We start from the raw sequence: 24197 nt of genomic DNA, 5'->3' as shown, positions 1-24197 counted from the left end.
CGCCCGCCCTATCCGCCTGCGGCCATCGCGCCCGTCACCCGTGCGCCCGTCACCCATGAAGGAGAACTCCCATGCCCGCACACATCCCAGGCCCGATCACATCACCCGCTTTCCCGCGTGCGGTGGGGGTGGCGCGGTGAGCGCCGAGGTCGCCGCGGTGGGGCCGGGGGTCCGGGGGAGGTTGCCACCGGCCGTCTATCTGCTGTCCTTCAGTTTGTTCTCGATGGGCAGCGCGGAGTTCCTGCTGGCCGGGGTGCTGCCGGCCGTTGCGGAGGATCTGCGGATCACGCTGTCCTCCGCCGGGGCGCTGATCTCGGCGTTCGCCGTCGCCGTCGTCGTGGGCGGGCCGCCGCTGGCCATCGTGACCCTGCGCCTGCCGCGGCGGCTGACACTGGTGGTCACCCAGGCGGCCTTCGCCGCGTGCGTGGCGATCGGCATGGTCACCGACGCCTACCCGGTGCTGCTGGTCACGCGCTTTCTGTGCGGGCTGGCCTACGCGGGGTTCTGGGCGGTCGCGGCGGTCACCGCGGTCGGCCTGGTCCCGGCCGACCGTGCCGCCCGCGCCTCCGGGGTCGTGGTCAGCGGCCTCAGCCTGGCGATGATCGCCGGTGGCCCGGCCGGGGCGATGCTCGGCTACTTCACCGGCTGGCGGGGCGGGTTCTGGGCCGTGGCCGCGTTCACCGTCGCCGGGGCCGTCCTGACGCTCCTCGCGCTGCCCGCCACCGGCGGGGCGCGCGAGGCGAGCGTGCGCGGGGAACTTCGCGTCATGCGCCGCCCCCGGCTGTGGGCGATCTACGCCGTCACCCTGCTGAGCACCGCCGCCTACATGATCTCCTACAACTACCTGGCCGCGTTCCTGACCGGCATCACCCGCATCCCCGGGATCTGGGTCCCGGTGATCCTGACCCTGTTCGGCGTCGGCGCGTTCGTCGGCCTGTCCATCGGCGGCAGGATCGCCGACCGGCTGCCCACCCACGCCCTGCTCGCGGGGGCGCTCGGGATCGCGGCATGCTCGGTACTGCTGGCCGTGTCCGCCCGGCACGCGGCGGCCGTCGTCCCGCTGGTCCTGCTGCTCGGCGTCGCCGGGTTCGTGCTGAACCCGGCGATCTACGGGCGGGTGTTCGCCATCGCGTCCGGTGCGCCGACCCTCGCCGGGGCCACCACCGTCTCGGCCTTCCAGCTCGGCATCAGCCTGGTCCCGGTGCTGGCCGCCACCGCGCTGGACGCCGGAGCGGGGCTGATCGCCATCCCCTGGCTCGGCGCCGCCCTGGCCGTGATCACGGTCGGGCTCGTCCTGCTCGACCGGACGATTTCCCGCCCGCCTGACGAGGTCCGGCGCCGAGCGGCCGGTCAGAAGAGGTTCAGGCCGATGAGGACGGGGTCGTGGTCGGAGGATCGGAAGGCGTCCGGCCGGTAGAGGGCGGGCGGGTTGTACTCGGTGTTGTAGTCGAGGATGAGCGGTTCGTCGGCGTTGATGTGCCAGATGGTCGCGCCGGTGACCCGCCTGAGCAGGCTCCTGCCCACCAGGGCGTGGTCGAGTTCGCCGGACAGGCCCTCGAAGACGTAGCTGTAGCGCAGCGGGGCCGGGACGAACCGCTTGGTCACGCTGGACAGCCCGCCCGCCTCCAGGGCGTGGATCGGGTCCTCCTCGCCGTAGGCGTTGAGGTCGCCGAGCACGAGCGGGCCGGGCAGGCCGAGGGAGTCGATCAGGCCGAGCACCGCCTTGGACTGGCGCACCCGCTCGGGGTTGAAGCAGCTCTGGCCGTCGCCCTGGTCCTGCTCCGGGCCGGTGGCCCCGTCACAGCCCTTGCTCTTGAAATGGTTGACGATCATGGTGAACGGCGTGCCGCCCCTGGCCCTGCGGAAGGTCTGGATGAGCGGGGGCCTGCGGAAGACCGGGTCGGCGGAGGAGCGGGCGGCGCCGGCCGGGGTCAGCTTGGCGGGCTTGTAGATGATGCCGACCTGGATCGCGTCCGTGCCCGGGTTCGGGTGCCGCAGCGCGGCGTAGGTGCCCTTGCCGACCTCGGCGTTGAGCGCGCCGACGAGGGCGTCGAGGGCGGTCTGGCCGTTGTTCTCGACCTCCATCAGGCCGACCACGTCGGCGTCCAGGCCCTTGAGCGCGGCGACCAGCTTGGCGAGCTGCCGCCGCTGCTCCTGCGCGGTGTCCGCGCCGCGCGAGTCGAGCGTGGTGAACCAGTTGAGCGTGTTGAAGCTCGCGACCTTCACGTTGCCGAACACCGGGAACGGCCGCCGCGGGCGCGGGTTGAGCGGCAGGAAACGGACCTGCCCGGTCGGTTGCAGGCGGTAGCTGCCGAAGCCGTACCCGAGTACGCCGGTGACGCTCAGCGCGGTGTCCCCGATCCGGACGGCACGCGGGCGGGTGTACGGCACGACCGGCGGGTTCTGCACCGTGGAGCCGTCGTCGATCAGCAGCCGGCGGCGTTCGTCGCGCCCGGCGTCCACCCCGTCCCGGTCGGTCGGCTGGTACAGCCGGCCCCCGGCGGAGACGGTGACCTCACCGAAACGCCCGAGCTGATAGTGCTCGGTCACCGACAGCGGCCCGGCGAAGGTGATGAGCATGTTCTCCAGCGGCTCGAACGTCTCACCGGCCGCGCGCGGCAGGGTGCGGACCACGGGCCTGATCCAGCCGGTGCCGCAGACGTCCACGGCGGTGACCGGGGACAGTTCGGTCCAGCCGTTGTACTCCACGGCCCGGCCGGTGACCAGCACCCGGTCGCCGGCCTTGACGTCCTTGAGGGTGTCCCCGGCGAAGGCGAACAGGCCCTCGGAGGTCGCGGGGTCGGCGTCGGGCGTTGGGTCCTGCAGGAAGAACCCGCTCAGCTCGGTGGACTTCTGGAAGTCGCCGGTCACGACGCCTTCCACCCGGACGGTACGGCCGGCGAGCGGCGTCGACTCCCCGCCGCCCTGAACCTCGGCGATCTGGTGGGTGGCCGCCGTCTCACACGGCTCGCCCGTCGGTGTGGGCGTGGGCGTGGGGGTCGGGGTGGGGCTGGGGCTGGGGCTGGGGCTGGGCGTCGGCTCCACGTCGCCACAGGGGGCCGGGGGCGTCGCGGTGTTGCGCGGCGCGGGCGCGGCCGCGGTGAAGTCGGCGGCGTTGTCGTCGGTGTCGGCGCAGCCGTCGCCGCCGCGCACGGCGGCGGTGGCGTTGCTCAGGGCGGGGGCCGCGGCCCGGCCCTCGAAGTAGCCGGCGTTGCCGTACCCGACGAGGTCGCGGATCAGTGCGGACTGCTCGGCCGTGCAGGGGGTCGAACCGCCGTTGCAGGCCAGGCCCGTGGCCGCGCCGACCAGGGCGACCTTGCCCGCCGATCCGCTCATGTTGATCGAGCCGGTCGTGTCGGCGGCGGGCGGCGGCGAGCCGGTCGAACCGCCGGCGAGCCGGACGAGATGGTACTGCCCCGGGGCCAGGCTGCCCGACAGCGCCACGACGGGGTTGGCGCCGAAGTGGCCGGTGCCGGTGGCGCTGGCGTACTGGACGGACCAGCCGTCCAGTGACACCGCGGAGGTCCCCCGGTTGAACAGTTCCACGAAGTCGTTGGTGAAGAGGGCCCCGCTGTTCCCCCCGCCGCCGTAGACCTGGCTGACGACGACGGCGCCGGGTGCGGCGGCGGCCGGTGGCGCGGAGAGCGCCGTCGCTCCGGCGGCGGCCACGCCGACGGCGACAAGGGCGGCTAACGCCCGGGTTGAAGCACGCATGTACCGGAGCGTAAGCAGGATTTGCCGCTAATCGCCGATCAATGCGCTGTTGTCGGGAAAAAGTCTGCAGGAGTTCACTCGCCGGGATCACCGGGCGGCGCTCGGCGCGCCCGCGGCCGGGTCACTCGCGTACGTCAGTACCGCTCGCGCCGGGACGGGCCGGCCCCCCTGTGGCCGTCCCAGCCGCGTCTTCGCGCGGTTTCACGGAACCCCGCGCCGCGCTCAGGTGGTGAAGATCTCCTGGACCTTGACGATCGCTCCCTTGTGCACGGTGATCAGGGCGGGAGCGGGCCCGAACCGCTTGGTGCGCTCCAGCAGGACCTTGGTGGAGCACCGCTTGGCGCCCAGGCTCGCGTTGTCGTCGTAGGAGGTGCCGCTCGGCGAGATCTTGCACCCGTAGGCGCTGTAGAACCGCATGTCCTTGGCGATCGGCGAGGCGTACGCCATCACGTCGTACTCCGGCGGGCCGACGAAGCGCGCGTGGCCCTTCCTGCTGAGCTTCCAGCGGATCGGCTCGTACTCCGCGACCCCGCCGCGCACCTCGGTGATCCAGCCGCGCAGGATGCCGTTGTGCCGCGAGTGCAGGCCCTTGCTGAAGTCGTGGTGCGGGTCGGCCTGGAACTTCATTCCGAAGACCTTGGGCTTCTTGTAGTGCGGGATCGCGGCGGCCTCTGCCGACACCCCAGGCAGGATGACCGCCGCGGCCGCGCCCGCGATCACCAGCGTCCGAATCAATGATTTCATGGTCTTTTGGAGTGACCTGGAAGCTTCCAGGTTCGCCGACAGATGTGTGACTTACATCACTAGAGCGGCCGGCCTAAGGGGACCAGTCGCTCCGGGGTGATGGGGCGGAACGCCGGGAGTACGGCGACCAGCTCGCTCACCTGGACACCGAAGCCGCCGACCTGCACCAGCGCGCCCGCGTGCAGCGTGTAGACGGCGGTGTAGCCGTTCTCCAGGCGGGTCGTCCAGACGCCCGGGGCCGCCTCGCGGCACGGCTCGACGGACTTCCAGGCCCAGTTCGGCTCCGGAGCGGCGCAGGCGGCCTTGGGAGTGCCCGACCTCGCCGAACGGACCCGGACCATGATCGACCTACTGTCCACCGGGTCGCCCGTGTGATAGCCGAGCTCCAGCGTTTCGGGAAGCAACCCCTCTTCCATGCTGTCGAGCCGGAAGCCCGGGATTTCGGGAGCGATCAGTGGGAAGTCCACGGCCCGCAGGTTGCCGAGGCGCTCCCGGTCGTGCAGCACGTCGGCCACCGGTTCGGCGGCGAAATGGATGACGAGGATCGCGCCGGCGGCGATGGCCGGCGCGATCTTGTTGCCCGGCGCGAACAACCAGGCCACCACGAAGTAGCCGGTGAACACAGGGGCGGCGAACGTGAGCGAGCCCATCACGCCGTTGTCGGGAATCCAGTCGCTGAAGGCGTACGGCAGCAGCATCAGGGGGACCATGGCGAACGGCGCGAGCGCTCCCACCAGCGGCCACCAGGGCACCTTGGCGGCCCAGCCGAGCAGTTGGGCCAGGACGAAGACACCGATGATCATCGCCAGGAAGATAAGGCCCTCGTCGTTGTATCCGACGTCCGGCAGCCCGACCGTGCGGAAGAGCTCGAGCGTCACCGCGAGGGTCGCGCCCACCAAGGCCGCCCTGAACAACACCGGCATGTAATGATCTTTCCGTACATGTCCCGGTCGGCGCTAGTCGTGCGGCAGTGCCGTCCAGTCGAAGCAGATCGCGCCCGCCGGCGCCCCGCCGCCGCGCAGACGTTCATACGTCTGTACCGCCTCCAGAGGGGAAACGCGGCCGGCGATCATCGCGGCGGTGCGGAACGCGCCCGAGGCCAGGCGGCGGAAGTACAGGCCGGTCACCGCGTCGCGGTTGAGCGGGCCGCAGGACGGGTCGTCGGAGACGATGCCGGCGTGCGCCCCGAGGATCGTCAGCGAGTCGCTGACCACGCCGGGGCCCAGCATCTGCCGCGACGGCGTGGGCGTGTCGCCCAGCAGCACGACCCGGCCCAGGGGCCGCGCGAGCCGTACCGCCTGGGCGAGCACCGCGGTGCCGCCGGTGACCTCGAACACCACGTCGGCCATCCGCTCGCCGGTCAGCGCGGCCACCGCGGGCCGGGCCTCGGACGCGGGCATCGCCAGCACGTCCGTCGCGCCGCCCGCCAGCGCCAGGTCCAGCCGCCGGGCGTCGGGGTCGATCGCCACGACCCGCGCGGCGCCGTGCGCGACGGCGTACTGGATGACGAGCTGCCCCACCGGGCCGAGGCCCACCACCGCGACGGTCTCGCCCATGGCGATCGCGGCCCTGGCCGCACCGGCCGCGGCGGTGACCACCAGCGGCACCCACACCGCCTCCTCGTCCGGCACCGCGTCGGGCAGCGGGCGCGCCTCACCCGCCTTGAGCGTCACCAACTCCTGATGAGGGGCGTAGGACTGCACCCGATCCCCCGGCCGCAGGCCCGTGACCCCCTCGCCCACCGCCACCACGACCCCGGCCATGCTGTAGCCCGGCCGGAACGGGTAGCGCACCCACTCCTCCCAGTTGGAGCCGGGATCGAACTCCCCGCGCAGGCAGGCCAGCTCGGTGCCCGGGCTGATCAGCGAGAGGGTCGAACGGCACAGCACCTCCCCCGGCCCGGGGGCGGCGACGTCCTCTTCGGCCACGCGTACCACGCCCGGCCCGGTGAACTCCACGAACCACGACTTCATCGGTCCCTCCCGAGGACGACGGTCCGCCCGCTGGACGCGCTCTGGTAGGCGGCCTCGATGATCTGCATCGAGGTGACGCCGGCGGCGGCGCCGGGCGCGGGCTCCGCTCCGGCGAGGGTCGCGAGGAAGGCGCGCATCTGCGCGTCGTACCTGCGCTGTACGGCCTGCTCCGACAGCTCGGCCGGGAACTTCACGACCGGCTCGGCCCCGGCCCGCACGAGGGTGCCGGGGAAGGTCTGCGCGTAGCCCTCGGTGCCGGACACCCGCACGCTCCCCGACGGGCCGGGCGCGTGCGGATGCCACCAGCCCGCCTCGATGCCGGAGGTGACGCCGCCCTCCCAGACGATCGTGAGGATCGCCGTGTCCTCGACCCGCAGGTCGCGGTAGTGGGTGCCGCAGTGCGCGGTGACGCTGACCGGCTCGGGGTCGCCGAGCACGTACCGGGTGGCGTCGATGGCGTGGATCCCGAGGTCCATCAGCGCGCCGCCGCCGGCCAGGGCGGGATCGGTGAACCAGCCGTCCGGGCCGAACCCGGCGTGCACCGCGTACGCCGTGGTGTGCACCGGGCGGCCGAGGCCGCCGTCGCGGACCAGGCCGCGCAGCCAGCCGACCTGCTCGTCGAAGCGCAGGCAGTGGGCGAGCATCACCCGGGCGCGCCCGTGCTGCGCGGCGGCGATGGCCCGGGCCTCGGCGGTGGTCATGGCCATCGGCTTTTCCAGCAGCACCGGCAGCCCCGCGCCGAGCGCCTCGATGGCCTGCCCGGCGTGCAGCGCGTTGGGGGTGGCGACCACGAGCGCGTCCACCTCGCCGTCGGCCAGCAGCCGGTCCAGGGCGAGGTAGCGGCGGGCGAAGCCGTGGCGGTCGGACAGCGCGGAAAGGGACGCCGCGCGGTGGTTGACGGCGGCGACCAGTTCGCCGCCGGCGGCGGCGATGGCCTGCGCGTGGTGGCCGGCGATGTAGCCGGTGCCCGCGATGGCCAGGCGCGGCCGGCTCATCGCAGCTCGTCCAGCCGCACGAAGCGGGCCCCGGCGGCGCGCAGGCCGTCGATGATCTGCGGCATGGCCCGGCCGGTCGCCGGCGTCCACGGGTGGAACAGCACCACCGCGCCGTCGCCGTGCGCGGTGGCCTGCTCGATGACGGTGCGGACCACCTGGGGCCCGGTGGCCTTGGCCCGCCAGTCGAAGGTGTCGACCTGCCAGCCCACGTCGCGGTAGCCGAGCCGGTCCAGCGCGGCCAGGACCTCCGGGTCGTCGGCGCCGTCACCGTACGGGCAGCGGAACCAGGGCCGCGGGTCGTGCCCGGTGGCGCGGCGGACGGCCTGCTCGGCCTGCCGTACGTCCTTGGCCAGCCCCTTCGGCGATAACCAGGTCATCGGCGTGTGGTGATGGGAGTGGTTGCCGATCAGGTGGCCCTGCCGGGCCAGGTCCCTGGCCAGGTCGGGGTATGCCTGGGCCCAGCGGCCCTGGATGAAGTGCGTCGCCACCACGTCGCGTTCGGCCAGGGTGCGCATGACGAGCCGGGTGCCGTCGGGATGGGCGGGGCGGTCGTGGTGCTCGACGTCGAAGGTCAGCGCGACCCGCCATGAGGCTTGGGATTGGGGGGATTTCGCCACGTCTTGCCTACCTCTGTATCGAGGAGCCGCTGGTTGCCGTATTGACAGGGGTATCGGCCATGGCGATTATTGCTGACAACATTATCATCAATCAACTGCTTGGGTGTGAATCGTCGTCCTGAGCAGGAAGGACGGGACACCAGATGGCCCGCTACCGGCTGGAATCTGGTCCGACCCCCCTGCACCACCAGGTGTATCTGTCGCTGAGCGCCGCGCTGGACGAAGGGGAATGGCGGCTCGGCGACCGGCTGCCCCCCGAGCGCGAACTGGCCCGCCGCTACGGATGCAGCCTCATCCCCGTTCGGCGGGCGCTGGACGAGCTGAGCCGTGAGGGCCGCCTGGAGCGCATCCGGGGGCGCGGCACGTTCGTCCTGCGGCCCCGCCCGCGCCTTGAGGTCGAGATGGGGTACGGCGGGAGCTTCGCCGACCTCATGCGCATGCACGGCAGGCACCCCGAGACCAGGGTGGTCGCCTCCCGGATCGAGCCGTCCGGGGAGGCGGTGGCCGCCGCGCTCGCGCTGCCGCCCGGCGCGCCCGCCATCTATCTGGAACGGCTGCGCATCGCCAGCGGCGAGCCGCTGATCTTGGAGCAGGTCCACCTGCGGGCCGCCCGCTTCGAGGGCCTGCTCGACCACGACCTGGAGCGCAACTCCCTGTACGACCTGCTGATCGAGCAGTACGGGGTGGTCATCGCGCGCGTCCGCGAGGCCATCGAGCCGGTGCTGCTGCGGGCGCACGAGGCGTACCTGCTCGACCAGCCCTCAGACCGCCCGGCCCTGCTCGTGGAGGGGATCGCGTACGGCCCAGAGCCGGACCACGAGCCGATCGAGTTCACCCGCAGTTACATGCGGGGAGACCGGGCCCGCCTGTCCTTCGAAGGAAGGATCCTTCGCCCGCCCCGGCCCGGCGCCGGGGCGGCCGGCACCCCCTGAAGGAGACGCATGAACGGGACCCTCCCCCGCTTACTGGCCGCCCTGACCGCGATCGTGTCCGTCGTGGTCCTCGCCGCCTGCACGGCAGGCACCGGCGCGGGCGGCGACGCCGCGCCGGTGCAGTTGCGCTGGTACTGCTGCCTGGGCACCGGCGAGCAGGCCGACCAGGTCAAGGCGCAGCAGGCGGTCGTCGATGAGTTCAACGCCCGCCACCGCGACATCAAGGTGAAACTGGACGTCGTCCCCTACAACTCCGCCCGGGACACGCTCGCCACCCAGATCGCCTCCGGCAAGGGCCCCGACATCGTCGGCCCGGTCGGCGTCGGCGGGGCCGCCGCCTTCCATGGCCAGTGGCTGGACCTCGGCCCGTTCATCAAGGCCCGTGGCTTCGACCTGCGCCCGTACTCCGAGGGCGCGGCCGACCTGTACCGGATCGGCTCGGTGCAGGAGGGCCTGCCGTTCGCGATCTACCCCTCGACCCTGTACTACAAGGCCGACCTGTTCGAGGAGGCGGGCCTGGCCGAGCCGCCGCACAAGTACGGCGAGAAGTACCGCTGGCCGGACGGGCGCGAGGCCGAATGGAACTACGAGACGCTGCGGGAGCTGGCGCTGCGCCTCACCGTGGACAAGAACGGCAAGGACGCCACCCAGCAGGGGTTCGACGCCGGGAACATCGTGCAGTACGGCTTCGAGCCCGCCCGCGACGACCTGCGCTACCAGGGCTCGGCCTTCGGCCCCGCCTCGCTGGACGCGGGCGACGGCAAGACCGTGAAGATCCCCGAGCCGTGGGCCGACGCCTGGCGCTTCTTCTACGACGGCATGTGGAAGGACCGGTTCATCATGACCGGGCCGGTCTTCGAGACCGACCGGTTCAACGGCGACGGCGCGGCCTTCTTCTCCGGGCACGTCGCGATGAGCGTGAACTTCCTGTGGTCCACCTACGGCGTCGCGGGCGCGGGCCCCGACTGGGACGTCGCCGCGATGCCCTCCCACGACGGCAGGACCACCTCCCCCACCAGCGCCGACACCTTCCGCATCCTGGCCGGCAGCAAGCATCCGGACAAGGCGTTCGAGTTCCTGAGCCACCTGGTGGGCCCGGCGTCGAACAAGCTGCTGGAGGCGTACGGGGCGATGCCGGCGCGCACCGCCGACCAGGACGCCTTCTTCACCAAGCTGGGCGCCCAGTTCACCAACACCGTCGACTGGCAGGTCGTCAAGGACAGCGTGCGGTTCGCCGACACCCCGCACTCCGAGGCGCACACCCCGAAGTACAACCAGACGCTCGCCGTTCTCGGCACCTACCGAAGCCGCTGGATGACCAAGGACGGGCTGGACATGGACGCCGAGCTGACCCGGTTGCGCGCGGAGATCCAGAAGATCTGGGACCGCTGACCGCGCCCGCGGCCCTCCTCTCACCCCCCTCGTGAAAGGCGTCCGATGACCGCCGTTCGCATGCCCCGGCGGGTCCCGATGTCCCGGGCGGCCCGCCGGGAGGCCAGGCACGGGTTCCTGTTCATCCTTCCGTGGATCATCGGGTTCATCGCGTTCACCGCGCTCCCGATGGCGGCCACGTTCGTGTTCACCTTCCTCAACATCTCACTGGCCGAGGCGGAACCGCTCAGGTTCGTCGGCCTGGACAACTACCGGCGGCTGCTCGGCGACGACCAGGCGTGGGCCGCGCTGGGGGTGACCGCCCGGTTCGCGCTGCTGTGGCTGCCGGTGGTGGTCGCCCTGCCGTTCCTGCTGGCCCTGGCGGTCAACAGCCGCAGCGTGCGCGGCGGCGGGCTGCTGCGGGTGCTGCTGTTCATGCCGTACGTCGTGCCGTTCGTGGCCGGTGCGCTGATCTGGCAGAACATGCTGGCCGCCGACGGCTGGATCAACTCCGCCCTGCGCCTGTTCGGCGTCGCCCACCCGCCGAGCTGGCTGAACGACCCGGCCTGGGTGACCCCCGGCCTGGTCCTGATCGGCCTTTGGGGGCTCGGCGCGGGCCTCATCGTCAACCTCGCCGGGCTGCGCGCCATCCCCGCCCAGCTCTACGACGCGGCCCTGATCGACGGGGCGGGCTGGTGGCGCAGGCTGCGCCACGTGACGATCCCGATGATGTCGCCGGTGCTCTTCTACACGATCATCCTGGCCGTGGTGGAGGTGATGCAGTACTTCCTGGTCCCGCTCGTGCTGTTCGACGGCAACGGCGACCCCGGCGGCGCGACGCGTTTCTTCAACCTCTACCTGTACCAGACGTTCTTCACCTTCCAGGAGATGTCCTACGGCTCGACACTGGCCTGGCTGCTGTTCGTCATCACCCTGGCCGTGACCCTCCTGCTGTTCCGCCTGTCCAGGCGGTGGGTCCACTACACGAGCGAGAGGTGATCCGCGATGACACCGCACGCCGCGCGGCGCGTCCGGGTCGCGATCTTGACGATCATCATGTTCGGGGTCGTGGCGGTGTTCCTGTCCCCGCTGGCGCAGATGGCGCTGACCTCGCTGAAGAGCGAGCGGCAGATCAGCCAGGCGTACGCGCCGCTGCTGCCGTCCGATCCGCGCACCTTCGCCTACCAGGGGCGGCGGTACGACGTGTACCTGGTGCCCGTCGGCGGCGAGGTCCGCGAGCTGGCCCTGGTCGAAAAGGGCCGCACGGAAAGCGGGTTCGTCGACCCGGACCGCCCGCAGGACGGCGTCATCACCTGGCAGGGCTCGTGGCGGGCCCTGCGGCCGAGCTGGACCCTCGCGCCGCAGTGGTCGAACTACGCGGACGTGTGGAACCTGATCGACTTCCCCCGGCTGCTGTTCAACACGGCCGCGATCGCGCTGATCGGCACGCTCGGCACCGTCCTTTCCTGCACGCTGGTCGGCTACGGCTTCGCCCGCTTCCGCTTCCCCGGGCGCGGGCCGCTGTTCACCCTGCTGATCGCCACGATCTTCCTGCCGGCCACGGTCACGCTGATCCCGACCTACACGGTCTTCGCGCGGATCGGCTGGGTGGGGACCTGGCTGCCGCTGCTCGTTCCGGCGTTCTTCGCCAACGCCTACAGCGTGTTCCTCTTGCGGCAGTACTTCATGACCATCCCGCGCGAGATGGACGAGGCGGCCGCGATCGACGGGGCGGGGCCGCTGCGCACGTTGCTGTCGGTGATCGTGCCGCAGGCGTGGCCCGCGATCAGCGCGGTCACGTTGTTCAACTTCGTCTACACCTGGAACGACTACTTCACCCCGCTGGTCTATCTGTCGGGGCGGCCCGACCTGCAGCCGCTACAGGTGGGGCTGGCCGCCTTCAACGGGCTCTACACCCACAACCCCGCCTATATCCAGGCGGGGACCATGATGACGATCGCCGTGCCGGTGCTGCTGTTCGCCTGCTTCCAGCGCGCGTTCATGCGCGGGGTCATGAGCACCGGGGTGGACAAGTGACCGGGGGCCGCTCGCGCCGGGTCCGGGATACATCAGGGGATTCCCCGATTCCGTCCCTCATGGGGGGACATAACCTGGTCGCGGCACCGCCGTAGGCACCCGCACACATCGAGCGCACCGAGCGAGGAGAGCATGGCACGAGGGACCGTCATCGAGGAGTACGTGACCTCCCTCGGCCGTGCGCTCACCGGGCCGCACCGGCGCAAGCGCGACCTGGTCACCGAGGCCCGCGACAGCCTGTTCGACGCGGCCGACGCGCTGGAGCGGGCCGGGCTGGCGCGGGCGGAGGCGGAGCGGGCCGCGGTCGAGGAGTTCGGGCCGGTCGGCGAGATCGCCCCGGACTACCAGCGGGAGCTGGCCGCGGGCGCGGGGCGCAGGCTGGGCCTGGTGCTGTTCCTCACGGTGCCGCTGAGCGCGCTGATGTGGACGGTGATCTGGCAGATCTTCCCCACCCGGCAGGTCGACCTGGTCAACCGGCCCGAATGGTTCGTGCCGACCGCGCGCGCCGTGGACATCCTGCAACTGCTGACCGGCCTGCTGGGCGGCGTGGCGGTGCTCGCGCTGGGCCGCGGGCTACGGCGGATCCGCAGGCCGGAGCGGATCGCCAGGGCACTCGGGGTCACGGTGTGGGCGCTGCTGCCCGTCATGATCGTGCTGTGCGCCGCGCTGATGTTCGGCGCGAACGGCCCGCAGGGGTTCGAGGACTACCCGCCCGGCGTCGGGCTGTCCTGGGTGAGCGCGCTGTTCATGGCGCTTCAGCTCTACGGCGCCTGCCGCTGCCTGCAGAGCAGCCGGCGGGCGCTGCTCACCTGACCCTCACAATGCGGTGAAAAGCGCCCGTTGTCTGGATGGTTACTACAATGACCCGTTCCTCACGTTGGGAACTCCGACGATGATTTACCCCGGTCTGGGCGCGCATCATGAGGTGTGGTAGACGAACTGGACACCGTACCCGAGTATGACCGTTTCGCCACCGTCGACGAGGTGCACCAAAGCCTGGCGGGACTCGCCCGCCACCATCCGGACACGGCCTCGCTGCGCCGGATCGGCACCTCCCGCCTGGGCGACCCGCTGCTCTGCCTGACCGTGGGCGACGCGCCGCGCCAGGCCATCGTCGCGGCGGGGCCGCACCCCAACGAGCCGATCGGCGGCCTGAGCGTGACGCACCTGGCCACCCGGCTGTGCACGGACGCCGGGCTGCGCCGCTCGACCGGGTACACCTGGCACATCGTGGGCTGCCTGGACCCGGACGGCACCAGGCTCAACGAGGGGTGGTTCGCCGGTCCGTTCACCAAGACCCACTATGGCCGGCACTTCTACCGGCCGCCCGGCCACGAGCAGGTCGAGTGGACCTTCCCGTTCGCCTACAAACGCGCCTACTTCGACCGGGTGCTGCCCGAGACGCTGGCCCTGATGCGGCTGATCGACGACACCCGGCCGGACTTCTTCACCACCCTGCACAACGGCGAGGCGGGCGGGGTCTTCTACTACCTCAACCGGGCGGAGCCGGAACTGCACGCCGTGCTGAAGGCGCTGCCCGCCCGGTACGGCGTGCCACTGCACGCGGGCGAGCCCGAGCACCCGTCGGTGCGCCGCCTGGAGCAGGCCGTCTTCCTGTCCCCCAGCATGGTCGACGCCTACGACTACTTCGAATCGCTCGGACAGGACCCGACCGAGCACATCGCCGGCGCCGCCAGCGACTCCTACATCCGCAAGTACGGCACGCTGGGCCTGACCGCCGAACTTCCCTACTGGACCGACGACACCGCCGATGACACCACACCCACCGGCACCCGCTACCGCGACCTGATCGCCGACCAGGCGGTGCTGATGCGCGACGCCTACAGCCTGCTCGACGAGACCCTGTCCGCGGTCACCGCCGACCTGGTCACCGACTCGCCGTTCCTGCGGGCCAGCCGGTCGTTCATCCCGATGCTGGAACGGATGGCGGTCACCGAGGAGAACCGCGCCGGCGCCCCGGAGAACGGCCGGCCCGCGACCGTCGCCGAGGTCGCCTCCTGCCGGGACAACCTCAACAGCATGCGGCTGCGCTTCGGCGGGATGCTGCTGCGGACACTGGAGGGCGAGCTGGCCGTGGGCAACCGCACCCCCGAGATCCGGGCCAGGAGCCGGGAACTGGCCGCCGCCTACGCCAAGTGGTGCGAGGAGGCCGAATCCGTCGGCTCCGACCGGACCATCCCGATCAGGCACCTGGTCGCCATCCAGTACGGCGCGATCCTGGCCGGGGCCGCGCACGCCTGAACAGGCGCGGTCCGCGGCGGCGGGGCGCTAGAGTGACCGGCACAGCCGCATTTCGGACACTCCTTACAAGGTTTGCGATACTTTGGAGGATATATCCAAGATCCGGCGCGCTGGAGGCGTGATGCCGACCCTTGCCGAACTCAGCCGCGCCCTCGGGCGCGCACTGCGCCCCGAGGGCGACGCCCAGCCGCCGGACCGCCCCCTCACCGGCGTCCACGTCAGCGAGCTGACCGACCCCACCCCGTACCTGGAGGGCGGCGAACTGCTGCTCACCACCGGGGCGGCGCTCACCGGCGACCCGGCCCAGGCGCGGCTTTACGCCGCCAGGCTGGTGGAAAGGGGCGTGGCCGCGGTCGGCCTCGGGCTCGGCCCGGTACACCGGCGGGTGCCGCCCGCCCTCGCCGACGCGTGCGCCCGGGCCGGGCTGCCGCTGCTTGTCGTGCCCGACCGCACACCGTTCCTGCTGATCGCCCGGACCTACTGGGGGCTGCTCGCCGAGGCCGGCCAGGAGGAGCTGAACGCCGCGCTCGGCGCGCACCGCGACCTGGTCCGCGCCGCCGCCGGGCCCAACCCGGTGCCCGCGGTGGTCAGATCCCTGGCGCACGCGGTGGCGGGCTGGGCCGCGCAGCTCACCCCGCAGGGGCGGCTCGTGGAGGTCTGGCCGCGCGACCGGCGGCCCACCGCCCGGCTCATCGCCGGCGAACTCGGCCGGCTGCGCGCGGCCGGCCCGCACGCCTCCGCGACGCTGCCGATCGACGGCGACCACGTGGTGGTGCAGCCGCTCGGCAGGCAGGGACGGCTGACCGGGTTCGTGGCCATCGGCTGCCCGCCGCCGATGCGCGCCCGCGACCGCCAGCTCGTGCTCGCCGCCTGCTCGCTGCTCGCCCTGCAAAGCGAGCACCGGCGGCGTGGCATGGCGGGCTCCAGGGCCACCCGCGACGCGGTGGCCCGGCTGCTGCTGCTCGGCCACCCGGCCGCGGCCCGCGACCTCGCCGCCGACCTCGGATTACCGGCCCCGCCCACCCGGCTCCGGGTCGCCGCGGTGGCCGGATCGGGCGCGGCGGGCCCCGAACTCCTCGACGCCGTGGAGACGGCGCTGCCCCGCGACCGGCGGCACGTCCTGGCCGCCGTCGGGCCGGACGAGGTGTGGACGCTGGTCCCGGACGGAGACGTGCCCGTCGTCCAGGCGTGCGTGACGGAATTCGTGGCCGGGGCGGGGTCCGGCGGGCGCGCGGTGGTGTCGTCCGAACTGGCCGTACGGGACCTGGCCGGGCACCTGCCCGGGCTGCGCGCCGCGCTCGCCCGCACCGGCACCGGGACGGTACGCGACCTGGCGCGGGAGAGCGGCCCGGGCACGGCCCCCGCGCTGGAGCCGCTGCTCGCCTACACCCGCAGCGACCTGGTCGGCGCGGTGGTCGCCTACCTGCGCCACCGCGGCCAGTGGGAGGCCGCGGCACGCGAGCTCGCGGTACACCGCAACACGCTGCGCCACCGCATCGCCACCGCCACCCGCGTGCTCGGCGCGGACCTGGACGACCCCGACGTAGCCAGCGCCACCTGGCTGCGGCTGCGCGAACGCGGCCTCGCCTGAGACCCCGGGCCGGGCCGCCCGCAACGTCAGTCGTCGCCCACCGGCTCCTGTTCGGCCGCCAGCGCCGGGACTCGGTGCTCGTACGGCGTGCTCAGCACCACCGTGGTCCGTGTGGAGACGTTGGCCGCCGCCCGGATCTGCTGCAACAGCTCCTCCAGCTCCAGCGGGCCCCGGACGCGCACCTTCAGGATGTAGCTCTCCTCACCCGCCACACTGTGACACGCCTCGATCGCGGTCAGGTGGGCCAGCCGCTCCGGCGCGTCGTCCGGCGCGGCCGGATCGATCGGCTTGATGGAGATGAAGGCGGTCAGCGTCAGCCCCACCGCGTCGTGGTCCACCAACGCCGCGTACCCCCGGATCACCCCCCGCTTCTCCAGGCGGCGCACCCGCTGGTGCACGGCCGAGACCGAAAGCCCGGTCACCTTGGCCAGATCGGTGAAGCTCATGCGGCCGTCCACGGCCAGCAACGTGACGATCCTGCGATCGATCTCCTCCACCTGCACCAAGGTAGCGGCCCGGCCGCCCGGCGTACCACAGCGCGCGCCCGCTCATCCGCCATGATGGCAGGAGAAGGCCGAAGGAAGGCGACATGTGAACAGCAACGAGCTGGAAGCCAGGATGCGGGCCCGGGAGTGGTTCCACTCGCTTACCGTTCCCCCGGGGGCCTGGGCGATCATCAGGGTGGACGGCCGGAGCTTCTCCCGCTACACCGAAGGCAACTTCGACAAGCCCTTCGACGCCCGCTTCTCCGAGCTGATGACCACCGCCGCGCGCAGCCTGCTGGAGGAGTTCACCGGGCGCTACGCCTACACCGAGAGCGACGAGATCTCCGTGGTGCTGCCGCCCGGGTTCGGCCTGTTCGGCCGCGAGCTGGAAAAGCTGGTGTCCATCTCGGCTGCCGTGGCCACCGCGGCCTTCACCCACGCGGCGGGCGAGCCCGTGCAGTTCGACAGCCGGGTGTGGATCGGCGCCACCGTCGAAGACGTCGTGGACTACCTGTCGTGGCGGCAGGCCGACGCGGGGCGGTGCGCGCTCAACGGCTGGTGCTATTGGACGCTGCGCAAGGCCGGCCGTACCCAGGCCCAGGCCGCCCGCAGGCTGGACCGCGCCGGCGTGGCCGAGAAGAACGAGCTGCTGTCCCGGCACGGCGTCGACTTCGACGAGCTGCCCGCCTGGCAGCGCCACGGCGTCGGCCTGTGGTGGGAGACCTACGAGCGCGTCGGCCACGACCCGATCCGCGGCGCCGACGTCACCACCACCCGGCGGCGCGTCCGCATCTCCCGCGACCTGCCGGTGAAGGAGGAGTACCGGCGCCTGGCCGAACGCCTCGTCCTCGGCGACGGTCCCTGACCCGCCCCCGGCCCGCGGATTCCCCTAGCATCGGGGGGATGAGCCCTCCCCTGGTCCGCACCACCGCCCGCGTCCTGCTCGTGGACGCCCGCGACCGGCTGCTGATGTTCCGTTTCCGCGCCTCCGCACACTGGGGACGCCCGCACTTCTGGGGCACCCCCGGCGGCGGGGTCGACGCCGGGGAGACGCTGCCCGACGCCGCGGCCCGCGAGCTGTGGGAGGAGACCGGGCTGCGCGTACCGGCCGCGCGGCTCGGCCCGGTGGTCGCCCGCACCTCGGGCCCCACCGAGTTCGAGGGCGTGCCGGTCCAGGCCAGCGACTCGTTCTTCTTCCTGCGGGTCGAGGAGCACACGCTGGACACCAGCGCCCAGGAAGACCTGGAACGCGAGCTGATATCCGCCCACCACTGGTGGACGCTGCCCGAGCTGCTGGCCACCGACGAGCTGATCCTGCCGCTGCGGCTCACCGGCCTGCTGCCCGGGCTGCTCGCCGGCGACCTGCCCGCCGCGCCCGTCGAGCTGCCCTGGCGGCGCGACGCCGAAGCGGCGGCCCCGCCGCCCGGGACCTGACGCGCGCCCGGGATCAGTCCCTGGCCAGCGCCCGGGAGATCACCAGCCGCTGGATCTGGTTGGTGCCCTCCACGATCTGCAGCACCTTCGCCTCGCGCATGTACCGCTCGACCGGGAAGTCCTCGACATAGCCGTAGCCGCCGAAGATCTGCACCGCGTCGGTGGTGACCCGCATGCACGCGTCGGTGGCGAACAGCTTGGCCATGGCCGCGCGCGTGCCGTACGGCCGGCCCGCGTCGCGCAGCCGGGCCGCGTCCAGGTACAGTGCCCGCGCGGCGGCGATCGTGGTGGCCATGTCGGCCAGCATGAACCCGACCCCCTGGAAGTCGGCGATCCGCGACCCGAACTGCCGCCGCTCCTTGGCATAGGCCAGCGCCGCGTCATAGGCCGCCTGGGCCACGCCGACCGCGCACGCGGCGATGCCCAGCCGCCCGCCGTCCAGCGCCGCCATGGCGATCTTGAAGCCCTCGCCCTCGGCCCCCACCAGCGCGTCCGCGGGCACCCGGACGTCATCGAAGCGGACCTGCGCGGTCGGGGAGGACCGCATGCCCATCTTCCGCTCCGGCGCGCCGAACGACAGCCCGCCGGTCCCGGCCGGCACGTGCAGGCAGGAGATGCCCCGCGCGCCGTCGTCGGACGTGCGGGTCATGACGGTGTAGAAGTCGGCCACGCCGCCGTGGGTGGTCCACGCCTTGACGCCGTTGACCACGAAGCCGCCCGAGTCGCGTACCGCCCGGGTGGTCAGCGCCGCCGCGTCCGAGCCGGACTGCGGCTCCGACAGGCAGTACGCGCCCAGCAGGTCACCGCCGAGCATGCCGGGCAGCAGCCGCTCGCGCTGCCCGGCGTCGCCGTAGAAGGCCACCGGGAAGCACGACAGCGTGTGCACCGACACCCCGAGCCCCACCGCCAGCCACGCCGCCGCCAGCTCCTCGACCACCTGGAGGTAGACCTCCTGCGGCTGGGCCGCGCCGCCGTACTCCTCGGGGTAGGGCAGGCCGAGCAGCCCCGAGGCGCCGAGCGTGCGGAGCACCTCGCGCGGGAAACGCCCCGCCGACTCCTCGGCGGCGGCCCGCGGGGCGACCTCCTTGGCGGCGATCTCCCTGGTCAGCTCGATCAGGTCGTGGCCCTCGGAGGAGGGCAGCACCCGCTCTACCGGCATCTCACACCACCACCAGTTCGCGGGGGCGGAGGTTGACGCGCTCGCCGCCGTCCTCGCCGCACACCACGATGTCCTCGATCCGCGCGCCGTGCGCGCCGGACCGGTAGATCCCCGGCTCGACCGAGAACGCGAACCCCGGGGCCAGCGGCTCGGCGTTGCCCGCCACGATGTAGGGGTCCTCGTGGGTCTCCAGGCCGATGCCGTGACCGGTGCGGTGGATGAACAGCTCGCCGTAACCGGCGTCCTCGATCACCCGGCGGGCCGCGGCGTCGATCGCCTCGCACGTCACGCCCGGGCGTACCGCCGCGCAGGCCGCCTCCTGGGCCTGGCGCAGCACCTCGTAGTAGGCGGCGAACTCGGCGGGCGGCTCGCCCACGCAGTAGACGCGGGTGGAGTCGGAGCAGTATCCGCTCGGCATCTGGCCGCCGATGTCGACCACCACCGGCTCACCCGCCTGGATGACCCGGTCGGACAGCTCGTGGTGCGGGCTCGCGCCGTTGGGCCCCGAGGCCACGATGACGAAGTCGACCGTGGCGTGCCCGGCGGCGATGATCGCGTCGGCGATGTCCCGCCCCACCTCGCGCTCGGTGCGGCCGGGGCGCAGGAACCCGGGCACCTGGGCGTGTACCGCGTCGATGGCCGCGCCCGCCGCGCGCAGCGCCGCCACCTCGGCCGGGCTCTTGCGCATCCGCATCTCGCGCAGCACCGAGGAGGCCAGCACCTGCTCGGCCCCCGGCAGCGCGTCACGGAAGCGCAGCGAGGTCATCGCCCACATCCGGTCGGCCAGGCCGACCCTGGCCACCCCGCCGCCCAGCCGCTCGGCCACCTGCGCGAAGGGATCGTCGGTCTCCTCCCAGGCCACGAACTCCACGCCGAGCCGGGACGCCGCAGAGTGCTCGGCGGCGGGCAGTTCCAGCCGGGGCACCATCAAGAAGGCGTCACCGGCGGCCGGGACCACCAGGCACGTCAGCCGTTCCAGCGGCAGTGCCTCGTAACCGGTGATGTAGCGAAGGTCGGGCCCAGGGGTCAGCAGCAGCGCGTCGATGCCCGCCCGCCGGGTCGCCTCCTGCGCGGCGGCGAGCCGGGACACGGGGTACAGATCAGAGGTCACGGGTCCAATGTAGGCCGTGCGAGGATGAGGGTCATGCCCGGACTGATGCTGCTCGACACCGCCTCGCTCTACTTCCGCGCGTTCTACGGCGTGCCCGAGTCGATCACCTCTCCGGACGGCAGGCCGGTCAACGCCGTCCGCGGCCTGATCGACATGATCGCCACCCTGGTCCGCTCCGGCTCCCCCGCCGAGCTGGTGGCGTGCATGGACGCCGACTGGCGGCCGGCGTTCCGGGTGGCGGCGGTGCCGTCGTACAAGGCCCACCGGGTCGCCGAGGGCGACCAGGAAGACGTGCCGGACGCGCTGGCGCCGCAGGTCCCGATCATCGAGGAGACCCTCGACGCCCTCGGCATCGCCCGGATCGGAGTGGCCGGCTACGAGGCCGACGACATCATCGGCACCTGCACGGCCCGCGCCAAGGGCCCCGTCGACATCGTCACCGGCGACCGCGACCTGTTCCAGCTCGTGGACGACGCCCGGCAGATCCGCGTCCTGTACACCGCCCGCGGCATCCGCAACCTCCAGGTCGTGGACGAGGCCGCGGTGAGCGCCAAGTACGGCATCCCCGGCCGGTCCTACGCCGACTTCGCCACCCTGCGCGGCGACCCGAGCGACGGCCTGCCCGGCGTGCCCGGGGTGGGCGACAAGAGCGCCGCCGCGCTGATCACCCGCTTCGGCGACCTGCCCACGATGCTCGCGGCCCTCGACTCCGGGCAGACCGAGGGCTTCCCCGCCGGGGCCCGCACCAAGCTGTCGGCCGCCCGCGACTACCTGCGGGTCGCCCCCGCCGTCGTCAAGGTCGCGCACGACGCGCCGCTGCCCGACGTCGACCTGGCCCTGCCCGCCGAGCCCCGCGACAAGCGCGCCCTGGTCGCCCTCGCCGACCGCCATGGCCTGGACGGCCCTCTCAACCGCCTCCTCGACGCCCTGGCCAAGACCTCCGCCTGACCCGCGGCCCGCGCGGCGGGGTCAGGTGACGGAGGTGTAGGCGACGACGCCTCGGCGGATGGCGTCCATGGCCTTGGACGCGTTCTTCTTGACCGGGCTGTGCGGCGCCGCCGCGTCGCCGATCTGGCCGAGCAGGTCCAGGAGCTGCTTCATCCAGCGCACGAAGTCGCCCGCCGCCAGCTCCGCGCCGCCCGCGCCGTCGGTCAGGACGGCATCGAGGCTGTGCCCGCGAGCCCAGCGGAAGGCCGCCCAGGCGAACCCGAAGTCGGGCTCGCGGGTGAACGACAACCCGTGGGTCTCCTCGATGGCCTCAAGGTCGCCCCACAGCCGTACCATGGCCGCCAGCGTATCGGTGGCCTCCCCCGCCGGGATCTTGGGCCGGCGCGCGTCGTCCGACTGGCGGGACTCGAAGACCAGCGCCGACACGCACGCCGCCAGCTCGGCCGGGTCCAGGGAGTCCCACAGCCCCGAGCGCAGGCACTCGGCGGTGAGCAGGTCCAGCTCGGTGTAGAGCGCGGCCAGCCGCCTGCCCTGCACCGTCACCGTCTCCCCGTCGAGGTAGCCGAGCTGGTCCAGCACCCCGCACACCCGGTCGAAGGTGCGGGCGATGACGTGGGACCTGCTCTCCACCCGGCGTCGCAGCCCCTCGCTCTCGCGCAACTGCTTGTAGTAGCGCTCGGCCCAGCGGGCGTGGTCCTCGCGCTCCTCGCAGCCGTGGCAGGGGTGCTGCCTGATCAGCCGCCGCAGCTCGGTGACCTCTTCGTCCTCCACCGCGTGGTCTCTCGCCCTCGGCGGCTTGCCGAGGTCGCGGTCGCCCAGCTTGGCGTGCATGGTGGCCACCAGGTCGGCACGGTCTCTCGGGGCCCGGGAGTTGAAGTTCTTTGGGATGCGCAGGCGTTCGACCGGCTCCACCGGCACCGGGAAGTCGGCCGCCGACAGCCGCTTGACCTGCTTGGAGATGGTCAGCACCAGCGGCGAGGGGCCCTCGCCGCGCCCGGCCGTGCCGCGCGGGCTGAGCCCGGGGTCCAGCACCACCGCCAGACCCGCCCGGCGCCCGGCGGGCACCCGGATCACATCGCCCGGCCGCAGTGCCTCCAGCGACCTGACCGCCTGCGCGCGGCGGGTCGCGGTGCGCTGGCGGGCGAGGTCGGATTCGCGGTCCGACAGCCGCCTGCGCAGCGCCGCGTACTCGCTGAAGTCGCCCAGGTGGCAGGTCATCGCGTCCTGGTAGCCGGCCAGGGCCTCGTCGGTACGGCGGAGCTGCCTGGCCAGCCCGACCACCGCCCGGTCGGCCTGGAACTGGGCGAACGACGCTTCGAGCAGGGTGCGCGCCCGCGCCCGGCCGACCTGCCCGACCAGGTTGACCGCCATGTTGTAGGAGGGGCGGAAGCTGGAGCGCAGCGGGTAGGTGCGGGTGCTGGCCAGCCCGGCGACCGACACCGGGTCGCTGCCCGGCTGCCAGATCACCACCGCGTGCCCCTCCACGTCGATGCCCCGCCGCCCGGCCCGCCCGGTCAACTGGGTGTACTCGCCGGGGGTGAGGTCGGCGTGGGTCTCGCCGTTCCACTTGTCGAGTTTTTCGATGACGACCGAACGGGCCGGCATGTTGATGCCCAGGGCCAGCGTCTCGGTGGCGAACACCGCCTTGACCAGGCCCTCGGTGAACAGCTCCTCCACGACCTCCTTGAAGGTCGGCAGCATGCCCGCGTGGTGGGCGGCCAGGCCCCGCTCCAGGCACTCGCGCCACTCCAGGAAACCGAGCACCGCGAGGTCTTCGTCGGGCAGATGCGCGGTGCGCTCGTCCACGATCTGGCGGATCTCGTGCCGCTCCCGCTCGGTGGTCAGCCGCAGCCCGGAATACAGGCACTGCATGACGGCGGCGTCGCAACCGGCCCGCGAGAAGATGAAGGTGATCGCGGGCAGCAGCCCTTCGGCGTCGAGGCGTTCCACCACGTCGGCCCGGCTCGGCGCGCGGAGCCCGCGCGGCCTGCCGTACCCGCGCCTGCCCCGCGGCGGGCCGCCGAGCCGTCCCTCCTCGCGGGCCATGCGCAGCAGCTCCGGATTGACCCTGGGCCGCTCGCCCTCCTCCTCGGAGACGAACAGGTCGTGCAGCCGGTTGCCGGCCAGCATGTGCTGCCACAGCGGCACCGGGCGGTGCTCATCGACGATCACCGTGGTGTCGCCGCGGACCTCGCCCAGCCACTCGCCGAACTCCTCGGCGTTGCTCACCGTGGCCGACAGCGCCACCACGCGCACCGACTCCGGCAGGTGGATGATGACCTCTTCCCACACCGCCCCGCGGAACCGGTCGGCCAGGTAGTGGACCTCGTCCATCACCACGAAGCCCAGCCCGGCCAACGTCGCCGACCCGGCGTAGAGCATGTTGCGCAGCACCTCGGTGGTCATCACCACGATGGGGGCCTCGCCGTTGACGCTGTTGTCGCCGGTCAGCAGGCCGACCTTCTTGGTGCCGTAGCGCTTTACCAGATCGTTGTACTTCTGGTTGGACAGCGCCTTGATCGGGGTGGTGTAGAAGCACTTGCGCCCCTGCTCAAGCCCCAGGTGAACGGCGAACTCGCCGACCACCGTCTTGCCCGAGCCGGTCGGCGCGGCCACCAGCACGCCGTCGCCGGCCTCCAGGGCGTGGCACGCGTCGATCTGGAACTCGTCCAGCTCGAAGTCGTACAACTCGCGGAACGACCTCATCGCGGGGCCTTCGTCGGCGATGCTCTCCCGGAAGGCCGCATACCGCTCCGCTGGCGTCGTCATGCTGTTCAGCCTACCGATACCGGGATTCCGGTCGGTCCGTCCGGTGCGGAACCGG

The 24197-nt window shown here is 72.5% G+C and carries 21 protein-coding genes; 11 read left to right on the top strand and 10 right to left on the bottom strand.

Features of this window, described 5'->3' with window-relative positions; genetic code table 11:
• Window positions 1-136 precede the first annotated feature (136 nt).
• Entirely contained in the window at window positions 137-1417 is a 1281-nt protein-coding gene (locus tag ACH34R_RS31035) for an MFS transporter (protein WP_397565083.1), read from the top strand.
• On the opposite strand, the gene ACH34R_RS31030 is transcribed toward ACH34R_RS31035, so the two are convergent.
• The 6 genes from ACH34R_RS31030 to ACH34R_RS31005 form a co-directional block, all read right to left on the bottom strand.
• A complete protein-coding gene (locus tag ACH34R_RS31030; RefSeq protein WP_397565082.1) occupies window positions 1351-3714 on the bottom strand; it encodes an ExeM/NucH family extracellular endonuclease in 2364 nt (787 codons plus the stop codon). The two genes, ACH34R_RS31035 and ACH34R_RS31030, sit on opposite strands and share 67 nt — an antisense overlap.
• Window positions 3715-3936: 222 nt before the next feature.
• On the bottom strand, window positions 3937-4458 hold the full coding sequence (locus ACH34R_RS31025) for a hypothetical protein (RefSeq protein WP_397565080.1): 522 nt from the start codon (window positions 4456-4458) through the stop codon (window positions 3937-3939).
• Window positions 4459-4517: 59 nt separating this feature from the next.
• On the bottom strand, window positions 4518-5381 hold the full coding sequence (locus ACH34R_RS31020) for a hypothetical protein (RefSeq protein WP_397565078.1): 864 nt from the start codon (window positions 5379-5381) through the stop codon (window positions 4518-4520).
• Between the two features lie 33 nt (window positions 5382-5414).
• Window positions 5415-6431 (bottom strand): zinc-binding alcohol dehydrogenase, encoded by a 1017-nt coding sequence (locus tag ACH34R_RS31015; protein WP_397565076.1) that lies wholly within the window; start codon window positions 6429-6431, stop codon window positions 5415-5417.
• Window positions 6428-7426, bottom strand: a complete 999-nt coding sequence (locus ACH34R_RS31010; RefSeq protein WP_397565075.1) for a Gfo/Idh/MocA family protein — start codon at window positions 7424-7426, stop codon at window positions 6428-6430. The genes ACH34R_RS31015 and ACH34R_RS31010 overlap by 4 nt, the downstream gene beginning before the upstream one ends.
• Complete coding sequence (locus ACH34R_RS31005; protein ID WP_397565074.1) at window positions 7423-8043, bottom strand: polysaccharide deacetylase family protein; 621 nt, start codon at window positions 8041-8043, stop codon at window positions 7423-7425. Before ACH34R_RS31005 ends, ACH34R_RS31010 begins: the two co-directional genes overlap by 4 nt.
• A gap of 143 nt (window positions 8044-8186) precedes the next feature.
• On the opposite strand from ACH34R_RS31005, the gene ACH34R_RS31000 reads away from it, so the two are divergent.
• The 7 genes from ACH34R_RS31000 to ACH34R_RS30970 all read left to right on the top strand — a co-directional run bounded on the left by ACH34R_RS31000 (window position 8187) and on the right by ACH34R_RS30970 (window position 16236).
• Window positions 8187-8975 (top strand): GntR family transcriptional regulator, encoded by a 789-nt coding sequence (locus ACH34R_RS31000; RefSeq protein ID WP_397565073.1) that lies wholly within the window; start codon window positions 8187-8189, stop codon window positions 8973-8975.
• 9 nt (window positions 8976-8984) lie between these two features.
• Window positions 8985-10367: an ABC transporter substrate-binding protein gene (locus ACH34R_RS30995; RefSeq protein ID WP_397565072.1), complete on the top strand. Its 1383-nt coding sequence runs from the start codon at window positions 8985-8987 to the stop codon at window positions 10365-10367.
• Window positions 10368-10412: 45 nt separating this feature from the next.
• Window positions 10413-11345 carry a carbohydrate ABC transporter permease gene (locus tag ACH34R_RS30990; protein ID WP_397565071.1) on the top strand — a complete coding sequence of 311 codons (933 nt, stop codon included), beginning with the start codon at window positions 10413-10415 and terminating at the stop codon, window positions 11343-11345.
• A 6-nt stretch (window positions 11346-11351) separates the two neighbouring features.
• Window positions 11352-12383, top strand: coding sequence for a carbohydrate ABC transporter permease (locus ACH34R_RS30985; protein WP_397565069.1), 1032 nt, complete (start codon window positions 11352-11354; stop codon window positions 12381-12383).
• Window positions 12384-12515: 132 nt separating this feature from the next.
• Window positions 12516-13196, top strand: a complete 681-nt coding sequence (locus ACH34R_RS30980) for a permease prefix domain 1-containing protein (RefSeq protein ID WP_397565067.1) — start codon at window positions 12516-12518, stop codon at window positions 13194-13196.
• A gap of 114 nt (window positions 13197-13310) precedes the next feature.
• Window positions 13311-14645 (top strand): M14 family zinc carboxypeptidase, encoded by a 1335-nt coding sequence (locus ACH34R_RS30975; RefSeq protein ID WP_397565066.1) that lies wholly within the window; start codon window positions 13311-13313, stop codon window positions 14643-14645.
• A gap of 121 nt (window positions 14646-14766) precedes the next feature.
• A complete protein-coding gene (locus ACH34R_RS30970) occupies window positions 14767-16236 on the top strand; it encodes a PucR family transcriptional regulator ligand-binding domain-containing protein (RefSeq protein ID WP_397565065.1) in 1470 nt (489 codons plus the stop codon).
• 26 nt (window positions 16237-16262) lie between these two features.
• Here ACH34R_RS30970 and ACH34R_RS30965 read toward each other — a convergent pair whose 3' ends face one another.
• A complete protein-coding gene (locus ACH34R_RS30965; protein WP_397565064.1) occupies window positions 16263-16733 on the bottom strand; it encodes an Lrp/AsnC family transcriptional regulator in 471 nt (156 codons plus the stop codon).
• 94 nt (window positions 16734-16827) lie between these two features.
• Here ACH34R_RS30965 and ACH34R_RS30960 point away from each other — a divergent pair, with 94 nt between their 5' ends.
• Both ACH34R_RS30960 and ACH34R_RS30955 read left to right on the top strand, forming a co-directional pair.
• Window positions 16828-17586 (top strand): tRNA(His) guanylyltransferase Thg1 family protein, encoded by a 759-nt coding sequence (locus tag ACH34R_RS30960; protein ID WP_397565062.1) that lies wholly within the window; start codon window positions 16828-16830, stop codon window positions 17584-17586.
• 38 nt (window positions 17587-17624) lie between these two features.
• Window positions 17625-18155, top strand: a complete 531-nt coding sequence (locus ACH34R_RS30955; RefSeq protein ID WP_397565061.1) for an NUDIX hydrolase — start codon at window positions 17625-17627, stop codon at window positions 18153-18155.
• Between the two features lie 13 nt (window positions 18156-18168).
• Here the strand turns inward: ACH34R_RS30955 and ACH34R_RS30950 are convergent, their stop codons facing one another.
• Entirely contained in the window at window positions 18169-19314 is a 1146-nt protein-coding gene (locus tag ACH34R_RS30950) for an acyl-CoA dehydrogenase family protein (protein WP_397565060.1), read from the bottom strand.
• A gap of 1 nt (window position 19315) precedes the next feature.
• Window positions 19316-20425: a M24 family metallopeptidase gene (locus tag ACH34R_RS30945; RefSeq protein ID WP_397565059.1), complete on the bottom strand. Its 1110-nt coding sequence runs from the start codon at window positions 20423-20425 to the stop codon at window positions 19316-19318.
• A gap of 33 nt (window positions 20426-20458) precedes the next feature.
• On the opposite strand from ACH34R_RS30945, the gene ACH34R_RS30940 reads away from it, so the two are divergent.
• Window positions 20459-21373 (top strand): 5'-3' exonuclease H3TH domain-containing protein, encoded by a 915-nt coding sequence (locus tag ACH34R_RS30940; RefSeq protein WP_397565058.1) that lies wholly within the window; start codon window positions 20459-20461, stop codon window positions 21371-21373.
• Between the two features lie 21 nt (window positions 21374-21394).
• On the opposite strand, the gene ACH34R_RS30935 is transcribed toward ACH34R_RS30940, so the two are convergent.
• Window positions 21395-24142, bottom strand: coding sequence for a DEAD/DEAH box helicase (locus ACH34R_RS30935; protein WP_397565056.1), 2748 nt, complete (start codon window positions 24140-24142; stop codon window positions 21395-21397).
• Between the last annotated feature and the right edge of the window lie 55 nt (window positions 24143-24197).

It is taken from the genome of Spongiactinospora sp. 9N601, from assembly GCF_044326295.1.
Lineage (GTDB): Bacteria > Actinomycetota > Actinomycetes > Streptosporangiales > Streptosporangiaceae > Spongiactinospora > Spongiactinospora gelatinilytica.
Note: the sequence above shows the minus strand (reverse complement) of the source record. Positions and strands in the feature narration are given on the sequence as shown.